Origin of the sequence: Aliikangiella marina, from assembly GCF_007004765.1 — a bacterium.
Classification (GTDB): domain Bacteria; phylum Pseudomonadota; class Gammaproteobacteria; order Enterobacterales; family Kangiellaceae; genus Aliikangiella; species Aliikangiella marina.
The window spans coordinates 486,935-504,875 of the sequence record NZ_VIKR01000004.1 but is presented as its reverse complement, the minus strand read 5'-3'; the positions used below and the strand labels follow the sequence as shown (position 1 = coordinate 504,875).

Genomic DNA, 17,941 nt, shown 5'->3' with positions numbered 1-17,941 from the left:
TGATTATATGTAATGTGACTAGTCATTTAATAATTAAAGTATGGAACAAAAAAGATCAGCACGCTTAATTTCTTGAAATACGAATAAGCTGGCCTGATTCGCCATCGGTTAATACATAGATAATTCCTTTGCTATCAACTCTGACATCTCTAATTCGTTGATCAAGCTCTTTTAATAAACTCAACTGCTCAACGACTTGGTTGTCGTTTTTAACAACAAGTCTCAATTCTTTGCCGGCTAACGCGCCAACTAAATAGCTCCCCTGAATTTCCGGGAACTGTTCTCCGGCATACACAGCTAAACCGGAAGGAGCGATGGATGGCGTCCAATGTATGAGGGGATCTTGCATTCCTTGGTAAGTTTTAAATGGAGAAATGCTTGCACCCGAATAGTCTTTTCCATGACTGGCTACCGGCCAGCCATAGTTTTTACCCGCTTCGATATAGTTAATTTCATCGCCACCTGCTGGACCATGCTCATGCATTACGATGCGATTGTTTTGGTTATCATAAGTTATCCCTTGGGGATTGCGATGGCCGAGTGAGTAGATTGCAGGATGATACGCTTGAGAGCTTGCATAAGGATTGTCACTTGGAATACTACCATCGCGATTAATGCGAATAATTTTTCCCAGTAAATTTTGCTTGTCTTGTGCCTTCTCCCGATAGTCAAAGCCATCGCCTGTGGTCAGTAATATCGTGTTATCAGGCATCCAGGCGAGTTTTCCACCGTAATGCACAGGGCCTTTTTTATCGGGGGTGACTTGGAATATTGTTTTTAGCTCGGTCAGTTGATTGTCCACTAATTTGGCTGACGCGATGTGAGTCGCGTTCGCTTCCATTGTACCGCCGGCATAACTCAAGTAGATAGTCTGATTGTTAGCGAAGTCCGGATCGACTAAAGTATCAAATAAACCACCTTGGCTCTTGAAGAAAACACTTGGTACGCCAGAGATGGAATCGATTTTATTATCGCTGCTAAGTCTTTTTAACTGTCCTGATTTCTCACTAATTAAAATTTCATTATTCGGCATGAAGGTCAGCGACCAAGGGAAGTTGAGCGATTCAGCCATGACTTCCGTTTGGTAAGTGATGCTTTGACCATTGACAACAAACTGACTTGTCGAACGACTCTGTGCGTTTATCGAAGAAGATTCAGGTTCGCCCATAGCGAAAGTCGAGCTAGCGAAAAGCAAAAGCGAACTGCAGGCAAGCGTCGACAAGATATTGAATTGACGTTTTATCATTGACAGAGGTATCTAGATTGGCCTTAAATTGAATTAAGCCTAACTCAAGTGCTCACCAATTTAAAGTGAATCTGGACTAAGGCTTTATGCCCTCATTAACAGATGTAATTAACTGGTGTAGTATATTGAGCAAACACGCTCGAAACGAGAAGGTCCCAATGCAATATTCTAAAGTTAAAGTGGTTTGCGCATTTTTAGTCACATCTCTTATTGCGTTTCTTTTAGCGAGTATTTTTCACACGCAGTTTGTCCTTAAAGAGCTTATTGCGATTGGTGTCGAGATTAATTTTGGTACGCGCTTAGCAACCACCATTGAAGATATTGTTGGCTTGGCTCCAGGCTATGGCGCAATTGTTACTGTCGGTTTGTTGATCGGGTTTACAGTAATGGCACTAATCAGAAAATATTTTCATCTTCCGCGATATATGGCCTATGCGTTAGGTGGTGGCTTGGCTTTTGCTGCAATGCACTGGTTGATGTACCCCATTTTTTATATTACTTTGATTGCCGGTGCTCGAACGAACTTAGGATTTATCTTTCAATGCTTGGCAGGTGTAATTGGCGGTTTGATATTTGCACGTTTGCTACTTTGGGCTCGCGGCCGAAGCATATTCCACGAGCCTAAAAATTAACAGCGCCAAGTCTACCTAATGGCGGAAAGTTAAAAATTTAAGCGAGCTAAATTCTCAAACCACCATCAAGATCGATAACTCGCCCCGTGACATAATCATTACTAATAATAAACTCAACCGTTTCCGCGATATGCTCCCCTTGGCCCATTCGAGAGAGGGGGATCATACTTTCAACTTTGTTAATGACTTCAGGTTTCATTGATTGGGTCATTTCTGTTTGGATGTATCCGGGGGCAATCGCTGCGCAGCGAATATTATACCGAGCTAATTCTTTCGCCCAGGTCGTTGTGAGAGCTGCCACGCCAGCTTTAGCGGCAGAGTAATTGCTTTGTCCGACATTGCCCGCGCGCGATATCGAGGACATGTTAATAATCACGCCACCTTGTGTTTGTTGAATCATTGTTTCTGCAGCGGCCCGGCCACAAAGAAAAACACCGGTCAGGTTTATGTCGATAACTTGCTGCCATTGTTCTAATGACATCCGATCAACCAGTTCGCCTGATTGGCTTTTGACGAGTAAGCCATCACGGATAATGCCGGCATTGTTAACCAGCACATCGAGCTGACCAAATTCTTGGTGAATTTGCGCAAAGCCTTTTTCTACTTCAGCTTCATTAGCGACATTCATTGAAACCGCGATCGCTTCTCCATCGGCATCTTCTATGTCAGCTAAGACTGACTCGAGCTTTTCTAAGTTGATATCAATCAGCGCAATTTTAGCACCTGATTTTGCCAGTCGAATTGCCATGGCTTTGCCAAGCCCTTGCGCTGCACCTGTTATTGCGACGACACTATTTTCTATCTGCATATGCGGAATATCACTCTGCTAGTTCAAGTTTTTAAGTTATTCGGTTTTTAAGTGACTGAGTTACCGAGTATTTAGCTTTCAGGGTTTTTACCAAGACATTTGTCTTGCTAATGGTTAAACAAGGGTTATATGCGGGTGGATTGATTGAGTCAAGTGATAATTAGTATCAGCTGCGCCGATTAAGCGGAATTAGTCGGCGCGAAATGAACCATTATATAAATGGTGAACGTCGAACTGAATACAGATAAAACCCCGGCTGACAATCATCTAACTAAACTAACAAGTGGCCGACTAACCAATAGCCGACCAACACGGAGCCAACAAACTCAATGAGAGTTGATTGGCTAAGACGACATTTCCACGACTAGCTAGCCTAAACATCATTAAAAACGATAACTGAAGCCAAGTTGCAGTGTGGTAGGCGTGTAGTCTAAGCCGTTAATTTGCCCGAGGTTTGCTTCGTTTCTGAGGTCGATATCTGTGAAACGACTGTATCGCAACTCGGTATTGATGTCCCATTGGCTGCTGAGTTGATAGTTGAGGCCGGCGAAAAATTGGGAGCCAAATTTACCTTGTTGAGAAAATGATTGTTCTACGCCATTTTCTTCCAAATCGATGTCGATTTCTTGGACCCAGCCGAACCCTGCACCTATATAGGGTTGCCATTTTGAGTCCGAGCTATTTTGAAAGTAGTAGTAACCATTAACAAAAAATAAGTTAGAAGCGTAATTACCCTCACTAAAAAATTGCCCGTCTGCGAGCAGAGTTGAGCTATCATTAGTTTTGTATTCCCAGCTTATCTCGGCTGCAAACTTGTCGTTGTAGCGGTAGCCGAGCCCAATACCAGCGGTGAACCCCGAGTCTGTCGATACTTCCGTCCGGCCATCAAGCGCACCAATGGCAACAGATTGGCCATTCGTATTTGATAGCTCATTTAAGCCTAAATAAGGTTTTACATACCAACCCTTTGTTTCTGCGAAGGTCGGCGTGGTCCAAAAAAGGGTTAAGCTAAGTGCCAAAAGAGTCGGCTTTTTCATGATATATTCTCCATTGAGTTTTGATGAATTTAACGCTGGATACGCGCTCCGATGAGCGGACAGATCGTGATGACAGCGGTTTTGAATGAGTGGGCAGGGTATTTTGTATGAGTGGGCAATTTAATTTCGGTGACGTAAAACCCAGTCAATATTTTCTGGGGATCGCTGCCGTATTGGGGTTACTGTTTTTTCTCATTAGCCCTGCTTCTGAAGATAGTCGCTCCTGGATAAATATGCTCCAATGGCAGGTTCAAACGCTTGGCCCGATGTTGTTTCTTATCGTGATTCACGCGGCATTGCTTCAACTTGGTTGGTTTCAACGACTCGGTGTTTGGTTGAAGCTTGTGGTGTCAGGGGGATTGGCTACCTTGGCCTTTACACCGATTGCACTTTTTAGTGATGTTGTATTTGCCAATGAGTCGGTCACACGTGAAAACGTCGTCGAAGCGCTTTGGGAAGAATGGGGGGCTATGGGACCACCAGTGCTTTTGTGCTGGCTGGCTATTAATGCGCCATTTATTCTCGGGCTCAAACTGATTCGGCAAACTGAACTGACTGCAACGAGAAATAGCAGCGATGAGTCTTCGGCTAAAAAGTTACCAGCGAACAACTCCCGTCAATTCGACTCAACAAAGGAAGAAACGAGTAGCCCCATTTTCAAGATGATACCAACAGCCCTTGGTAATGATATTATTTTCCTCAAGGCTGAATTGCATTATTTATCGGTGACTACAACTTTAGGCAATTCCTTAATCTTATATAATATTAAGGATGCTGAATCTGAATTACCTGACGACAATGGTTTTCGCTGTCATCGCTCATATTGGGTGGCAAAAAAGCATATCGATAGTTTTAAACGCCAAGGACGACAGGGCATCATTCGCTTAACAAACGGTGAGGAAGTGCCTGTCAGCCGGCGATACTTATCCGAACTTACGGCCAAATTGAAGCCATTAGAATGCTGATAAATAAATTTAAGCCAGTTAACTAACTAATTTTGAATTACTTAGCTCATTTACTTATTGCCGATCAGACAAATACCTCCCAGTTAGGAAACTTCTTGGGAGATTTTGTTAAGGGGCCGGTTCATGAGATGGATTATCACGAATCCATCAAGCAGGGAATAAGGCTACACCGAGCCGTTGATGTATTTACTGACAATCATGCTTTGTTTAAACAAAGTAAGTCTCGAATTTCTTCGGCGAGAAGGCGTTACGCAGGGATTATTATCGATCTTGCTTATGATCATTTTCTATCAGTGCATTGGTCAGTGTTTTCAAGTGACCCTAGACAAACCTTTATCAGCGATTTCTATCTCGCTTTAGCAAAAAATAGCAGTTGGTTACCCGAGCGATGTGAAGCAATTGCTCAACCGATGATTAGTGGTGATTGGATTGGAAATTACGCTCAGCTCGCTGGAATATCTGCAAGTTTAAATGGGATTAGTCGAAGAATTAAAAGGCAGTTTAATCGGGACAATCCTTTATTTAATGCAGTGGATGAAATTGAGTCCAATTACCAATCGATTGAAGCTGATTTTTTAGCGTTTTTTCCGTTGCTGAGCGAGCACGCTAAGAAAGTCGCCTAAATGACTGACAGCCCAAGCTGAAACAGATAAGAAACTACATTAAATTTATTTGTTCCCTCGATCGCTGGTCAATTTAAGTAACGCCTATTCGATTTAGACTGTTGTGGTGATCCAATGGCGAGCCTCTTCGATTGAGCGAAAATGGCGCACGATTCGATTAAAACGTAAATTTGCTTGATGAATAAAAAGCTCGATGATCGCGATGTCTGACTCACTCGAATGAACTAAAGCAACTTTTGATTCATCTAGATTAGCATGTGACTTCGAATCGATGAGTTTGATGATTTCATCGATGTCCTCAAGGGACCATGCAAGCGTTGCCTTGTCTAAGTCATATAAACGATGAATATTTGGATTTGAAGTCATCAGGTTTTCAATGGCTGAGAGCATTGCTAAAGCCGCTCCGTAAGTTAATTTTCCTTGATAACTTGCTTCGATATAGCCTTTTTCTGGATCATGAGTAATTTGCAACGACATAAAACCACAAAAACAATTACTTTATCTCAAAGTCTAGCACATGCTTAGACTTGCTCCAGGAAAAGTACTTAGCTTTGTCAATAAGCGGGTGGCTTGCGCAGACTTTGTATCAGTATACTGGCCATATAAAATAATCCTGCGCCAATAAAAGTAACAGGAAACAAAATAAAACTGAGCTTTGTCGAAGAAAGGTTAAAAAACTGCTGGTTGTTACTTGAATCGATTATGTCTGCCGCGTCAAAAATTAGCAGGACGCTCATCGAGACGAGTTGTGCGATACCATAAGTAGCGAGGAATAGTGCCGAAATCCAGTGGCCAAGGTCCATATGCGAAGGACGGTAAAGTATCGCCCACACACAGGCAAAAGCATATCCGCTGGCTATGGTGCGAGTAATTACGATTCGCGCGTCGATTGATGGATACACAAAGAGAAAAAAGCTGAAGATAACGACAATTAATCCGCCTATCGCGATGTTCGAGGATAAATAAAGCTTCTTATTGTTCCAGTTAAGTACACCCACAAAGTTGAATTGGATACTGAGTAGGCCGAAGAGGTTTAATGCAAATATAACGAGTTTTTCCCAGGGCACTGTCACATAGATTCTTAGTAATGACAAAAGCATCGTCGCCGAAAAGAACAGAAAGCTCAGTGCGAAAAGCTTCGCATAGAATGCCTTATCGCCCTCGTGATAGACGACGTAAAACGCGATCCCAAGGGTGCCGCTTAGAATTGCGGTGTAAGCGAGTGCAAATGTGTACCAGTCCATACCGTTTATGTCGTTATTCGTTATTAACGGCTCAATTAAAACCGGTTGCCCCGGCCTCAATACTACTTTTTTAATGGTGCATCATAAAATGATGTTAGCACAAGCTAATAAAACGATGCTCACTCGCCGAGACTTATCATTCTATGTAGGGGGCCGCGGATAGAACAGGTCGATTACTTTGATCTCGTGCTCTGCGCTATCTACATTGTGTCTATTAGCTAAACAATGATGTTTGCAACAACAAGGATCCCAACCATTACAAGGGTGATTACCGCGCCAGTAATGGCAAGGTTTCGCATGATTAATCTGTCGTCGTTGATATGATGAGTGCCCATTACTCAGTCCTCTACTCGTCTATTTGAGCTTTAAAGTTACGCAAATTTGGTTGTTGAATTTTTGACCTGGGTCAACGAGCGGGTGTTTTTACTCTTTGTCAGGCGTTTAAACAGGCAATTAGTATTAGCCATGAGACGATTTATTGAATTAAAGCACCTATTGAGAATATTTTATTAAGGTACGCGTTGCATCAACATGGTTTTTTACACTAAATAGCGTTGCTTTTAACCGCTGATTTGCGAGACCATTTAAGTTAGGGCAATAAAAACAAAGAGTTATGAATGGTATATTTATTGCTTTGTTTAACCAAAAGCCTCATAACTCAGAGGTCAAAGCCATTTGAATGGTATTACAAATTCGATTCAATTGTTCAGGTTTTAATCAAAAGGAGCTTAATTTGCCTTTAATTGGTCATAATCACCGATCAAGTACGGATTCAATTATCAATCGTCTGTCATCGACTTATATTGACGCTGATCGGAAACTATTTATATCGACAGACAGCTACGATGTGGCAGCACAAAAAGCCAAGTGGTATTTTCGAGAGCTCGAGCAGATTGTCCACAAAAGTGATTTTCTTCAGCAGTTAAGGATTGATTTGTTACAGCTGAATAATCGTTTCACTAACAAACCCGGGGCAGTTGCTTTGTCGAGCTTGGAGGCAGCGGAAGATATCAAGGCGACAGTCGACTCCTGGTCATTTTTAAAAAAACTTTCCGCTGACAAAAAGCTCAAGTCTTATCTCAATAAGTCGGTCACCTATATTTTTATGCGTGATTTAGGCAAAGACGTTAACCTGCCATCGGTGAGCAAAGCGATTGAAGAAACGGTTGATAAACTTCACGTCTGGATCAGTAAGAATAACGCAAAATCGGCCCACAATAACCAAGAATCTTTTTCAACGTCATGGTTATATCAAAAAGCGAAACAGCATGGCGCAGAATCAACTTTTATTTGGTTAATGGGAAAATTAGCAAAAGTTCAGAAAAACTTACCCAATGAAATTGATCAGACCAATGGCATGCGTAAACTCGTCAAGATAATTGCGGGTGTGGTTATGCATCAATTGATTGATATGCCGAAGAGCACATCTCCTAAGCGTCGTAAAAGATTGATCGAAAAGGCGATAAAGCTTGGTTATTATTATGGCTTAACCTACCCTCTAGTCGATGATTTACAAGATTCTGCTTCGGCTTTGAATTGCCAAGAAAAAGACAGTTTTAATCAAGCGATTCGAAACAGTTTAGTGTCTGGTAAAGTCGTCGAGTTCCCAGAGTTCTCAGCGAAAAATCAATCACGTATGCGCTTTATCTACCGAGAGCTTGGAGAATCTTTTGAGTATATTCGCTCAGCACAATCGGCGCAAAAAGCACAGCAGTTTTTTCAACAAGCTTTTATCTTTTTTGAAGCCCAGGATATTGACCGCAAAAGAAAGCTAGGTGAAAAGAATTATTCTTATGAAGAAATCTTTATTCCGCTCATTTTAAAGTCTGCCGGATGCCGCTTGATAGCGAGGGATATGTTGGAGACGAATGACGACAATACCTTCGATCGGAATACCTTCTGTTTCGGGATTTACAATCAATTTAATGATGATATCAAAGATATTTTCGATGATATTGAAGAAGGTAATGTAACGCCCTATACTTTTGGTTTATTGAATCATGCTCAAGATGAATCACTCAAAATAGCAAACTCGAGTACGACCAACCCCTATTTAATTTATTGGGCGGTTGTCTACTACTTGATTTACAAGGTTTACCAAAATAATCCCCGGTGTAAACAACTGATCTTAGAACGAAGTATTAATGCACATAAAAGTGTTTTCACTAATATAGGACCCTCAGAGTATTTGAGTCTTAAGACAAAACTTCTTAATACTTCTGACGAACCGTTCGATCAAATGCTTCACGAACTGGTCGTTCAGCCCAATGATGTGGCTTGGTTTGACAAGTTGGTTAGTCGTCATGTTGCAGAGCACTTTGATGTGAATGGTCAAAACAAAGAACACTTTAAAACTAAGTATCAGCGTATTCAGGCAAAAGTGGATGAGGTGATACCGTTGTGCTCACATCCTCGTCTTAATACGGCCAATTTGTTGGATGCTGCAAATTATAGTTTGACCGCAGGTGGCAAGAGAATTCGTTCGGTGATTGCTTATTTGATGATGGATGAATTTTATCAATTACCCTCGGAGTCGATAAAACCTGTAATGCAACTTCTTGAGTATATGCATACGGCGTCAATTATTTTTGATGATAAGCCTTCACAAGATAATGCTGATTTTAGGCGTGGTAAACCGACGTTGCATAAACAAGTAAATTGCGAGGCAACCGCAGAATTAGCCGGTATTTTTTTAATGATGCGCGCGGTTGAAGTACAAACTAATATTGGAACCGTTGATCCAAAACTCGTTCTTCAATCCCTCGCTTATGCCGCTAATACCACACAAGCCATCTGTGAAGGCCAAGTGATGGATCTTCAATCGAAAAAATACGCCTTGGATATGAATCAGCTTGAGCGTATGACCGAGTTAAAAACAGGCTTGGCGATTGAAGCAGCCTTTATGATTCCTGCGATTCTTGCAGATGAAAATGATATTCAAAAGGGCCATATTAAACAGTTTGCTAGACATTTGGGATTAGCCTTTCAAATTAAAGATGACTTGTTAGATCATGAAGGGGATCTCGCCACACTCGGTAAGCCTAGTCAACAAGATTGCGCGGTGAATAAGTCTTCATTTGTTACTTGTCTCGGTGAAAACAAAGCGAGAGAAAAGCTATTTGAACACTATTTTAAAGCCTACCAATTGTCCGCACATTTCGCTGTCGTCAAAGCGGGTAACGAGGGCGAGGGTGAGGTCAAAGGCTTTATGCAGTCATTATTAGATTACGTGGTTTATCGAGAAAATTAAGCGCGCAACTTATCGATCATTTGAACTTCATTTTTGCGATGGCGTTTAATTTTTCGTAAAAGGCATCAAGTTCTAGTGCTCGTTTATATTCAACGTCATACTTGTTATGGAAAAAAATTGTTAGGCGCACATTTTCATCCCAAAGCTCAACAGTGTAACCATCAAAATCGGAAGCGGCATTGATACCGTTGAGTCGATGCGCCTCGCCTACTTTTTTACCGTGTTCGCGGATCAAATGAAAGATTTTTAAGGACTGATGAATATCAAGACTATTTTTCATGATGCTACAGCAGCCTACTGTTTCGCGCCAAAATGAGAGGCTTGTTCAAATCTTATCCGAGAATTTTCTTCAACGGTCCAGCCGTGTAAGTTGCTATGCAGAAGGCTTAGTAACGCATCAATGTGTCCATCATCACTATTGAGTGCGGGAATATACTGATAATCCTCGCCGCCTGATTCGATAAAATATTCTTTATTCTCCATACCTATTTCCTCGATGGTTTCCAAACAGTCCGAAGAGAAGCCCGGACAAACAACTTGGACCGTTTTTACTCCTTGAGAAGGGAGGGCTTTGAGGGTGTGATCAGTATAGGGCTTGAGCCATTCTTCTCGGCCAAATCGCGATTGAAAACAGGTCATGTATTCGTCTTTATAGAGCCCGAGTTTTTCGGCCACTAAGCGCGTTGTTTTGTGGCACTCGCAGTGGTAGGGGTCACCGTTAAGCAAATATCGCTTCGGTACTCCATGATAAGAGAAAATGAGTTTGTCAGCTTTTCCATGTTGCTCGCGAAACAATTTAATTTTGTTGGCGATGGCATCAATGTAACCGGGGTTATCGTGATAATGATTAATAAATCGCAGTTCAGGTAGATAACGACGTTGAGTAAAATCAGCGGCAATAGCATCAAAGGTAGAGCCGGTCGTTGACCCGGAATATTGTGGATAAAGAGGGAGGACAACTAACTTATTCACGCCTTCAGCCATCATCTTGCCAAGCACACTCTTAATGGATGGGTTTCCATAGCGCATGGCAAATTCAACGATTATTTTATCGCCATAGGATTCAGTCAGTGATTGGCGAATTTTAGTGGTTTGATCGCGGGTATGGACTAATAACGGCGAGCCATCTTCAGTCCAAACCGACTGATAAGCCTCTGCCGATCGTTTAGGTCTGATGTTTAAAATAATTCCATTGAGGATAAACCACCAAACAAGTCGAGGTATTTCGACTACTCTTGGATCCGAAAGAAATTCTTTTAAGTAAGGCTTCAAGGCGCGCGCGGTCGGTGCTTCAGGAGTACCGAGATTGGTCAATAAAACACCAATCTTATCGGTTTGCTTGTGACTATAGTCTGGATTTCCCTGGTATTTCATTCAATTGAGTCTTATCGTTGTTAAGCAGAAGAATTTACGAGATTTTAAAATGGCTAGATCACGATTTAGCGGTAAGTCTATCATCAAAAGCACCGAGATAATGAATTATCTGCGGTGCCGTTAGTAAATGAGGATTTAGTCCAATAGCGACACCCTTATATATGTGATGCAAGTACAGCTTGGACATCATAAATGTTAACTTTGCGGTTAAACTCCTTCTCGATCGGTTTGGGATCGCTGCCAACCCAGATTTTTAAATCGGCATCTAAATCAAAGTGGCCCGCCGTTTCGACGCTAAACTTAGTGATTTTGCCGTAGGGAATCGATAAGTATTCTGCTTTCCTGCCAGTAATTCCTTGTTTATCAACTAAAATCAGTCGCTTATCGGTAAAGATAAAAGTGTCTCGAATGACAACAAACCCAATTTCAAAGCTTTCGCCTTGCGCCAGGATTTGTCCATACTCTTCTGCAAGCTTATCGGCATTAATGGTTCCAGCATTGCCGAGTAGTCCTGAAAACAGTCCCATAAAATGTCTCCCTTTCGTCAATTAAAAACGTCAAATATTACGCCATGTTAAACCGAACCACGATAAAATCAATGATAATTAATTAACTCAGAGGGCGAATTTTCGATTTATTAGACTTATACAGTTGATAAACACTTTTAGATTATTCTTCGTTAATTTGATCCAGCGACTGGTCACCTTTGCGGGTTTACATGTCGAAACATTTAGCTTTCCTAAATCCGGCATTTTTAATCCAAAGTTCGATCTGTCAGAAGGTTTGCGCGTATTTGATCATCGATACCTTTGTGTATTTGGAAAAGTCACGACAAAAACTTCCACACGCTTTTGGTAACAACTCAACTTATATGCTTGGAGAAAAACATGATTAAATCGTTAAATAAATTTGTATTGGCTGTCTTCACAGTCGCACTTTTCGCTTCTACCGCCGTTTTTGCAGGTAGTTATGGAAAGAAAAAGTCAAATGATATCGTAGACGTTGCCGCGGGTAATGAGTCATTCAGTACTTTAGTTGCAGCGGTAAAAGCGGCGGGCCTTGTCGACACGCTTAAAAGCGATGGACCTTTCACTGTGTTCGCACCAACCAATGAAGCGTTCGCTAAGCTTCCAGAAGGTACTGTTGAAAATCTTTTAAAGCCGGAAAATAAAGACAAACTTGTTGCCGTACTAACTTATCATGTTGTTCCGGGTAAAGTGTTAGCGAAAGATGTTGTAGGCTTGTCTCAAGCGAAAACTGCACAGGGCAGTGAAGTCAAAATATCGACTGCTGGCGGCGGTGTAAAAGTTGACAACGCTAATGTGGTTGCAACTGATATCGCAGCAAGCAATGGTGTTATTCACGTAATCGATTCTGTAATCTTACCAAAGTAAAGCGCATCAAAGAGCGGGATTACAAGGAAACTTGAGCTACAGAGCCGCTGCAAGGTAATCGCAGCGCGGCGAGATAAGTTTCTAGAACCATCTACAGAACCACGCTTAGGCGTGGTTTTGTTTTTTAGTGGGATCGCGTTGGATAAATAAGCGCATTAACTAACCAAATCGACGCCTAGACTAAGCACTTGCTATTCGCTTGTGATAAGTTGGCAAGCGGGATAAAAAAGCCATTTCAAGATAGGGCGAGAATATGACAAAAATCAACCAAGACTTGCTTTGATACTGCTAAACTTGAGATTGTGCTTTGAAGGACTTTTCAGATTTAAATTTAGCCTCATCGCCGCTAACTTACAGCAAGGAATTTTGCAAGATGAAATGGTTACTGACAACTTTTTCTTTACTGATGTTTTTAACTGGTTGTGCGAGTGATTTATCTCATCAGAAGCTACAACTATATACCGTCCCCTATGAGCCGATAACCGGAGAGTTCGGTTTCGCTCGAGACATTGTGATTAAAGCTTTTGAACAAGAAGATGTTTCAGTTGAAATCAAAGTTATTCCGACTATTGAGAATGCTATTGCTCGCTCAACTATCGATAATACCTTATGGATAGGAGCCAGAGTTGTATATCCTGAGCAGAACCAAACGCAGCTATTGTTTCGAGAAATTGTGAAGCTCGACACCTATGTAATCTCAGTCGAAAATGATTTTGTTGAGCCGCGAAAAAAACGTGAGAACGGCCAGGTACTTGGTATTCTAAAAGGGGCGAATGGTGAACTGGACTATGCGCTTAAAAATCAATTGGAATACATCGAATACCCGACTCACTTAGAGGGGCTCAAACTACTTGTTAACGATAAAATCGATTCGATGTTATGCACAGAAGTGATGTGTGAACAGATAATCTTATCTAACCCTAAGCTACGTTTTGAGAAAGCGTATTTATTCAGTATATCGATTGACTTGCTTATTTTACCTGATGACGAAATTGTGGCGCCGGTAGCTGAGTTAAAGTTATTTGAATCGGGCTTAAGCAAGCTTTCCTATGATGGCGGAATAGTTGATATTCTCGATAAATACAAGGTACAAAATCCTATCTTGAAACTTTCTTTAGGCGATTTGCTTAATATAAAGATCAAATCCAGTGACCTTTGAATAGGATAACCCGAAACTAAGCTAAAACGAAAATTGTTCACTGACTAGGCTTTGGCAAAAACGTCGGCAGTAGAAAGTTATCGATGATTTAAGGAAAGAATAAAGGCAACGGTATCTTCGACGGCGTTATCATCAGTCAATATTTGTGCCATTATTGCCATCCTACGGCCAGCCACATCGTGCCGGTGTGTGCCTCGCAAGCCTTTACGAAAGTGCATGAGTTGGCGAGTGAGGTACGCTTCATCCAATCCAAGCAAGCTCGGTGCTTTGAGACTGGCGTTGCCACGTCCATTGACGGCATGGCAAGAAGCGCAATTGGAAAAGTAGTACTTCTTACCTGCTTCCGGGTCACCCGCTTTAGCCTGCTTAGGTTTTATTTTTTCAAGATGGCTGAGTGCAGAGGCAAGTTCCTCGATTGTTTTGTCACTCAGTGGTTTACTCACGGCTATCATCTGAGCACCATAAGTATCAGCGGGCTTTGTACCGCGCCTATCTTTTTTAAAGTTGTTTAATTGTCGAGTGATATACCATGCTTCCATACCGGCAATTGCTGGTGACGAGAGCGTGCTATTTCCTTCTGCGTTTTCACCATGGCAAGTAGCGCAAGGCTGATAAGCCTCTGGGAGGTTTGTTGCGGCAACAGATGGAAAATAAACACTGACAAAAGCTGCGATAAAGAAATTTAAATATCGTGATGGTGTTTGCATGCGGTTCTATTTCAATGACTAAAAGTTAGATTGGCTAGATAATGAACAGAGGTAAGTCACGCCGTCACAAGATAGAAACGGTATCGTGAGTTGTGGAGCCTAAGGTTCCTAGTGTCGTCATCTAGCCAAATGTGTCTCTACACTAATCGGACTGAGTGAAAAATTCAATTCACTTGTTGTCGATTTTAAATTTAGCCTGTTCAACAATTTAACTTTGCTGCTATTTACCGACTACTTTGATAGAAAACCATGCAACCCCATCAATCGATTCGTTAAGTGGTAATAACTGTTGGGAAACCACCTGACAAGTTTATCGACTATTTTTGCGTCGATACCGATAAACCGCCTGAATTTAAGGTTACGCATACCTTGTTCAATTTTAATCGCGGCTTGTTCGGGTGTTGTTATTGCTGCCGAGTCAAATAATCGCGTGACTTGCGCATTCTCTCTTTCGGTCGTAATTGTATTTTTGGCAATATTAGTTTTTATGCCGCCAGGCATAACACAGATAACGTCGATCGATTTATGTTGATACTTTAAGTCGTGTTTTAACGCCTCGCTAAATCCTTTAACCGCAAACTTTGACGAGTGATAAGGAGTCATCATGGGGACGGTTATGAGGCCGAAAATTGAAGCAACATTAACGATTAGGCCACGTGAAGATTTTTCTAGCAATGGTAAACTGTAGCGACAGCCATAAACAACCCCTTGAAAGTTAACGGCCATGACCTGATCGAAAAGCGCTTCGGCGGTCTCATCAAAAAAGCCAAATGAAGACATTCCCGCATTGTTGACGAGAACATCAATATACCCGATTTGATTATCTATTTTTTGATACAAAGCCTGCCAGTCATCTGGATTACTCACATCGGCAACTTGTGCGATCTCGATAGATTCCGCGAGTTCTTCGGTAATGCTTGTTAAGCTAGTTGCATCTTTATCCGTTATGATCAATCGACCACCTAAACTTGCTAACAGTCTAGCGAGAGATTGTCCTATACCCGAGCCCGCCCCTGTAATTAAAATGACTTTCTCTTTCCAGTGTATGTTCATCGTCTTTAATCTTTATTCGTGGTTACTGCTTAATGCTGAGTAACTATTTAATACTGATGTCGTTTTCAACCATTGTGATATACAGACGGTAACGTCCTGAAAGAAACGCCCACCAACAGTCCAGTGGCAAGCTCCTTGGATAATCTTTAATGTTGATCGTTCTCGATATTTTTCATGAAGTACTTTTTGAATTTTTATCGGCGTGATTTTGTCATGATCTCCGCCAATGATTAAAACCGGACAATTGACATCGGTATAATTAACTTGGTTTTTAGGTTTACGGTAAAGAAACCACATTCCGAGTTGCCAGGTGACTCTTCCGGATTCCAACGTTGAAATTTTATCGATATCTTGTTGCAGCTCTGCGGACTGAGCATTGGCGATGCCATAGCGTATATTAGTTAGCTTAAGCTCGGTACACGCGTTCCATAGCGGAAATTTTAAAATGTTATGACCAAAGGTTCTTATCACACTCCAGCTCCAACCATTTATCCCCGCCGGAGCAGCGGACGACAACAAAATTAGTCCTAAACAGGAAGTTTTACTTGCAACGACTTGTGCGATGAGTCCTCCCATTGAATGACCAAGTAGAACTGGTTTGTGATCAAATGATTGGACAAAGGTTAAAATACTCTCCACATAGTTTTCGAAAGACGTCTGTTTCAGTTGCTCTATATCGGGCTGAGTCATTGTCTGCTTATCAAAGTGAGCCGGTAGGCTTGGTGTATAAACGCTAAATCCGTGCGATACAAAAAATGACTTAAGATCATCAAATACAGCGGGCGTACTCCACATTCCGTGAATCAAGACTATTGGTGGTTTCGTGCTTACTTCTGACATAGGCTACGTATTGGTGCTTTAAGACTCATTGGGGCCGATAATTCAAGCCGCTGTTTTTGTTCCCCGTTTATTGGGTGTCGGTGTCTCGTACGAATGAAATTCACTTAAAGGCCGGTTATCATCAAATCTTAAAACACCATCATCCAGCCGACTTCTTTTTATCGCAAACATGTCCTTAAAGTATAGATCCTTATTGCACCAAGGAAACTGAGAACCTTGCGAGGGTAACCAATCTAGCGCTCTCATGATGTAGCCAGACTTGAGTGCTACAATTTTTTCTTGAGGTGCGTCAGGCGCTCGATAAGGGTAAACACTCTGATACTGGTTGTCTTCCATGTAGGCTAACAACCGGCAAATATAATCAAAAGTTAATTCAGCTTTTAAGGTCCATGACGCATTGGTGTATCCAAATATCCAAACGAAATTCGGCACTTGACTAAACATCATGCCCTTGTAATTGGTTAGCCGACTACTGTCAATTTCGGCGCCGTCAATAGTGAGGTTCATCTTGCCCCAAAGCTGAAGTTCTAGACCTGTCGCGGGGACGATAATATCGGCGTTAATTTGCGTTCCATCTTTAAGGACAACGCCTTTATCAGTAAACCGCTCGATATGGTTTGTCACGATCTCAGTCTTTCCTTGATTAATGGAGTTGAATAACTTAGCTTCGGGATCAAGACACATTCTTTGGTCCCATGGATTGTATTGAGGCTTAAAGTGAATATCCACTTGCGACTTATCATTGAGTACTTTTTTGTTTTCCCAGCGTATTAACATTTTCATTAGTTTGGGAAACTTTTGACAGACGATATAAACTAACTGTTGAAGTGAAATATATTTAGCTCGCATGATTTTGTTGGTTAGTTGACTCGGTAGAATATGACTTAAAATTCGAAACAATAAGTCAGAGGCTGGCCGCGATACTATGTAAGTCGGAGAGCGTTGCAGCATGGTGACTTTTGCAGCTTGTTCAGCCATATTAGGAACGATGGTAACCGCAGTTGCGCCGCTACCAATAACTAAAACCGTTTTATTCTTGTAGTCAAGATCTTCCGGCCAATGTTGTGGATGGGCAATCACGCCCTGATATTTGTCATAATCAGTAAATCGAGGAAGATAGCCCTGCTCATAATTATAATAACCGGCGCAACAGGTTAGAAACTTGGTCGCTATTTGGTAACGTTCACCACTCGACTTTTCGATGGTCATGAGCCAGTGATTGTTGTTGGAGTCCCAGTCTCCTGAGACTACCTTTTGTTCAAAACGCATAAATTGTTTTAAGTTTGCGTCGTCAACTAGCTCGGTTAAATAATGATTGATTCGCTCTGCAGAACCGATATGTTCTCGATCAGTCCATGGTTTAAAAGAATAAGCGAAAGTATACATATCTGAATCTGATCGGATCCCTGGATATTTAAACAAGTCCCAGGTGCCGCCGAAGTTTGCTCGGCTTTCAATTACCGCAAACTTATCGTTGGGGCGTTGATTTTTTAGCTGGTAACACATACCAATACCTGAAATTCCGGCGCCAACAATTAACACATCCAAGTACTCGATCGATTCTTTATCCTTCGCATCAGTCATAAAACTACCATCAGGGAGCGTTTTT

General features: G+C 41.7%; 18 protein-coding genes. 6 read left to right on the top strand and 12 right to left on the bottom strand.

The features are described from left to right. Positions 1-64 precede the first annotated feature (64 nt). Positions 65-1,246, bottom strand: a complete 1,182-nt coding sequence (locus FLL45_RS17045) for a PQQ-dependent sugar dehydrogenase (RefSeq protein WP_210247223.1) — start codon at positions 1,244-1,246, stop codon at positions 65-67. 158 nt (positions 1,247-1,404) lie between these two features. Between FLL45_RS17045 and FLL45_RS17040 the strand changes: the two genes are divergently transcribed. Next, positions 1,405-1,878: a hypothetical protein gene (locus tag FLL45_RS17040; protein ID WP_142943289.1), complete on the top strand. Its 474-nt coding sequence runs from the start codon at positions 1,405-1,407 to the stop codon at positions 1,876-1,878. A gap of 46 nt (positions 1,879-1,924) precedes the next feature. On the opposite strand, the gene FLL45_RS17035 is transcribed toward FLL45_RS17040, so the two are convergent. Continuing rightward, positions 1,925-2,686 carry an SDR family oxidoreductase gene (locus FLL45_RS17035; protein ID WP_142943288.1) on the bottom strand — a complete coding sequence of 254 codons (762 nt, stop codon included), beginning with the start codon at positions 2,684-2,686 and terminating at the stop codon, positions 1,925-1,927. Positions 2,687-3,069: 383 nt separating this feature from the next. Further along, on the bottom strand, positions 3,070-3,723 hold the full coding sequence (locus FLL45_RS17030; RefSeq protein ID WP_142943287.1) for a porin family protein: 654 nt from the start codon (positions 3,721-3,723) through the stop codon (positions 3,070-3,072). A gap of 107 nt (positions 3,724-3,830) precedes the next feature. Between FLL45_RS17030 and FLL45_RS17025 the strand changes: the two genes are divergently transcribed. Then, positions 3,831-4,688: a LytTR family DNA-binding domain-containing protein gene (locus FLL45_RS17025; RefSeq protein WP_142943286.1), complete on the top strand. Its 858-nt coding sequence runs from the start codon at positions 3,831-3,833 to the stop codon at positions 4,686-4,688. A gap of 32 nt (positions 4,689-4,720) precedes the next feature. Next, positions 4,721-5,311, top strand: coding sequence for an acyl carrier protein phosphodiesterase (locus FLL45_RS17020; protein WP_425456687.1), 591 nt, complete (start codon positions 4,721-4,723; stop codon positions 5,309-5,311). A 93-nt stretch (positions 5,312-5,404) separates the two neighbouring features. Here FLL45_RS17020 and FLL45_RS17015 read toward each other — a convergent pair whose 3' ends face one another. Then, positions 5,405-5,788, bottom strand: coding sequence for an STAS/SEC14 domain-containing protein (locus FLL45_RS17015; protein WP_142943284.1), 384 nt, complete (start codon positions 5,786-5,788; stop codon positions 5,405-5,407). A 77-nt stretch (positions 5,789-5,865) separates the two neighbouring features. After that, entirely contained in the window at positions 5,866-6,555 is a 690-nt protein-coding gene (locus FLL45_RS17010; protein ID WP_142943283.1) for a hypothetical protein, read from the bottom strand. A gap of 733 nt (positions 6,556-7,288) precedes the next feature. On the opposite strand from FLL45_RS17010, the gene FLL45_RS17005 reads away from it, so the two are divergent. Then, on the top strand, positions 7,289-9,805 hold the full coding sequence (locus tag FLL45_RS17005) for a polyprenyl synthetase family protein (RefSeq protein ID WP_185964517.1): 2,517 nt from the start codon (positions 7,289-7,291) through the stop codon (positions 9,803-9,805). Between the two features lie 16 nt (positions 9,806-9,821). On the opposite strand, the gene FLL45_RS17000 is transcribed toward FLL45_RS17005, so the two are convergent. The 3 genes from FLL45_RS17000 to FLL45_RS16990 form a co-directional block, all read right to left on the bottom strand. Then, positions 9,822-10,085 carry a DUF3081 family protein gene (locus tag FLL45_RS17000; RefSeq protein ID WP_142943281.1) on the bottom strand — a complete coding sequence of 88 codons (264 nt, stop codon included), beginning with the start codon at positions 10,083-10,085 and terminating at the stop codon, positions 9,822-9,824. Between the two features lie 14 nt (positions 10,086-10,099). Then, positions 10,100-11,179, bottom strand: coding sequence for a ferrochelatase (gene hemH / locus FLL45_RS16995; protein ID WP_142943280.1), 1,080 nt, complete (start codon positions 11,177-11,179; stop codon positions 10,100-10,102). Positions 11,180-11,334: 155 nt separating this feature from the next. Further along, on the bottom strand, positions 11,335-11,706 hold the full coding sequence (locus FLL45_RS16990) for a PH domain-containing protein (RefSeq protein WP_142943279.1): 372 nt from the start codon (positions 11,704-11,706) through the stop codon (positions 11,335-11,337). A 360-nt stretch (positions 11,707-12,066) separates the two neighbouring features. Here FLL45_RS16990 and FLL45_RS16985 point away from each other — a divergent pair, with 360 nt between their 5' ends. After that, positions 12,067-12,573, top strand: coding sequence for a fasciclin domain-containing protein (locus tag FLL45_RS16985; protein WP_142943278.1), 507 nt, complete (start codon positions 12,067-12,069; stop codon positions 12,571-12,573). A gap of 373 nt (positions 12,574-12,946) precedes the next feature. Beyond that, positions 12,947-13,732 carry a type 2 periplasmic-binding domain-containing protein gene (locus FLL45_RS16980; RefSeq protein WP_142943277.1) on the top strand — a complete coding sequence of 262 codons (786 nt, stop codon included), beginning with the start codon at positions 12,947-12,949 and terminating at the stop codon, positions 13,730-13,732. A 77-nt stretch (positions 13,733-13,809) separates the two neighbouring features. Here the strand turns inward: FLL45_RS16980 and FLL45_RS16975 are convergent, their stop codons facing one another. The 4 genes from FLL45_RS16975 to FLL45_RS16960 all read right to left on the bottom strand — a co-directional run bounded on the left by FLL45_RS16975 (position 13,810) and on the right by FLL45_RS16960 (position 17,916). Then, on the bottom strand, positions 13,810-14,439 hold the full coding sequence (locus FLL45_RS16975) for a c-type cytochrome (RefSeq protein ID WP_142943276.1): 630 nt from the start codon (positions 14,437-14,439) through the stop codon (positions 13,810-13,812). 231 nt (positions 14,440-14,670) lie between these two features. Continuing rightward, positions 14,671-15,492 (bottom strand): SDR family NAD(P)-dependent oxidoreductase, encoded by an 822-nt coding sequence (locus tag FLL45_RS16970; protein WP_142943275.1) that lies wholly within the window; start codon positions 15,490-15,492, stop codon positions 14,671-14,673. Between the two features lie 12 nt (positions 15,493-15,504). Further along, positions 15,505-16,332, bottom strand: a complete 828-nt coding sequence (locus tag FLL45_RS16965; protein ID WP_142943274.1) for an alpha/beta hydrolase — start codon at positions 16,330-16,332, stop codon at positions 15,505-15,507. A gap of 42 nt (positions 16,333-16,374) precedes the next feature. Further along, positions 16,375-17,916 carry a flavin-containing monooxygenase gene (locus FLL45_RS16960; RefSeq protein WP_142943273.1) on the bottom strand — a complete coding sequence of 514 codons (1,542 nt, stop codon included), beginning with the start codon at positions 17,914-17,916 and terminating at the stop codon, positions 16,375-16,377. Positions 17,917-17,941 lie beyond the last annotated feature (25 nt).

What these genes read in the sequence shown, in the direction of transcription:
- FLL45_RS17040 (WP_142943289.1), top strand. Translation starts at nt 1,405, where the DNA reads ATGCAATATTCTAAAGTTAAAGTGGTTTGCGCATTTTTAGTCACATCT.
- FLL45_RS16965 (WP_142943274.1), bottom strand. Translation starts at nt 16,332, where the DNA reads ATGTCAGAAGTAAGCACGAAACCACCAATAGTCTTGATTCACGGAATG.
- FLL45_RS17000 (WP_142943281.1), bottom strand. Translation starts at nt 10,085, where the DNA reads ATGAAAAATAGTCTTGATATTCATCAGTCCTTAAAAATCTTTCATTTG.
- FLL45_RS16975 (WP_142943276.1), bottom strand. Translation starts at nt 14,439, where the DNA reads ATGCAAACACCATCACGATATTTAAATTTCTTTATCGCAGCTTTTGTC.
- FLL45_RS16970 (WP_142943275.1), bottom strand. Translation starts at nt 15,492, where the DNA reads ATGAACATACACTGGAAAGAGAAAGTCATTTTAATTACAGGGGCGGGC.
- FLL45_RS16960 (WP_142943273.1), bottom strand. Translation starts at nt 17,916, where the DNA reads ATGACTGATGCGAAGGATAAAGAATCGATCGAGTACTTGGATGTGTTA.
- FLL45_RS17010 (WP_142943283.1), bottom strand. Translation starts at nt 6,555, where the DNA reads ATGGACTGGTACACATTTGCACTCGCTTACACCGCAATTCTAAGCGGC.
- FLL45_RS16985 (WP_142943278.1), top strand. Translation starts at nt 12,067, where the DNA reads ATGATTAAATCGTTAAATAAATTTGTATTGGCTGTCTTCACAGTCGCA.
- FLL45_RS17015 (WP_142943284.1), bottom strand. Translation starts at nt 5,788, where the DNA reads ATGTCGTTGCAAATTACTCATGATCCAGAAAAAGGCTATATCGAAGCA.
- FLL45_RS16990 (WP_142943279.1), bottom strand. Translation starts at nt 11,706, where the DNA reads ATGGGACTGTTTTCAGGACTACTCGGCAATGCTGGAACCATTAATGCC.
- FLL45_RS17045 (WP_210247223.1), bottom strand. Translation starts at nt 1,246, where the DNA reads ATGATAAAACGTCAATTCAATATCTTGTCGACGCTTGCCTGCAGTTCG.
- FLL45_RS16980 (WP_142943277.1), top strand. Translation starts at nt 12,947, where the DNA reads ATGAAATGGTTACTGACAACTTTTTCTTTACTGATGTTTTTAACTGGT.
- FLL45_RS17030 (WP_142943287.1), bottom strand. Translation starts at nt 3,723, where the DNA reads ATGAAAAAGCCGACTCTTTTGGCACTTAGCTTAACCCTTTTTTGGACC.
- hemH (WP_142943280.1), bottom strand. Translation starts at nt 11,179, where the DNA reads ATGAAATACCAGGGAAATCCAGACTATAGTCACAAGCAAACCGATAAG.
- FLL45_RS17025 (WP_142943286.1), top strand. Translation starts at nt 3,831, where the DNA reads ATGAGTGGGCAATTTAATTTCGGTGACGTAAAACCCAGTCAATATTTT.
- FLL45_RS17035 (WP_142943288.1), bottom strand. Translation starts at nt 2,686, where the DNA reads ATGCAGATAGAAAATAGTGTCGTCGCAATAACAGGTGCAGCGCAAGGG.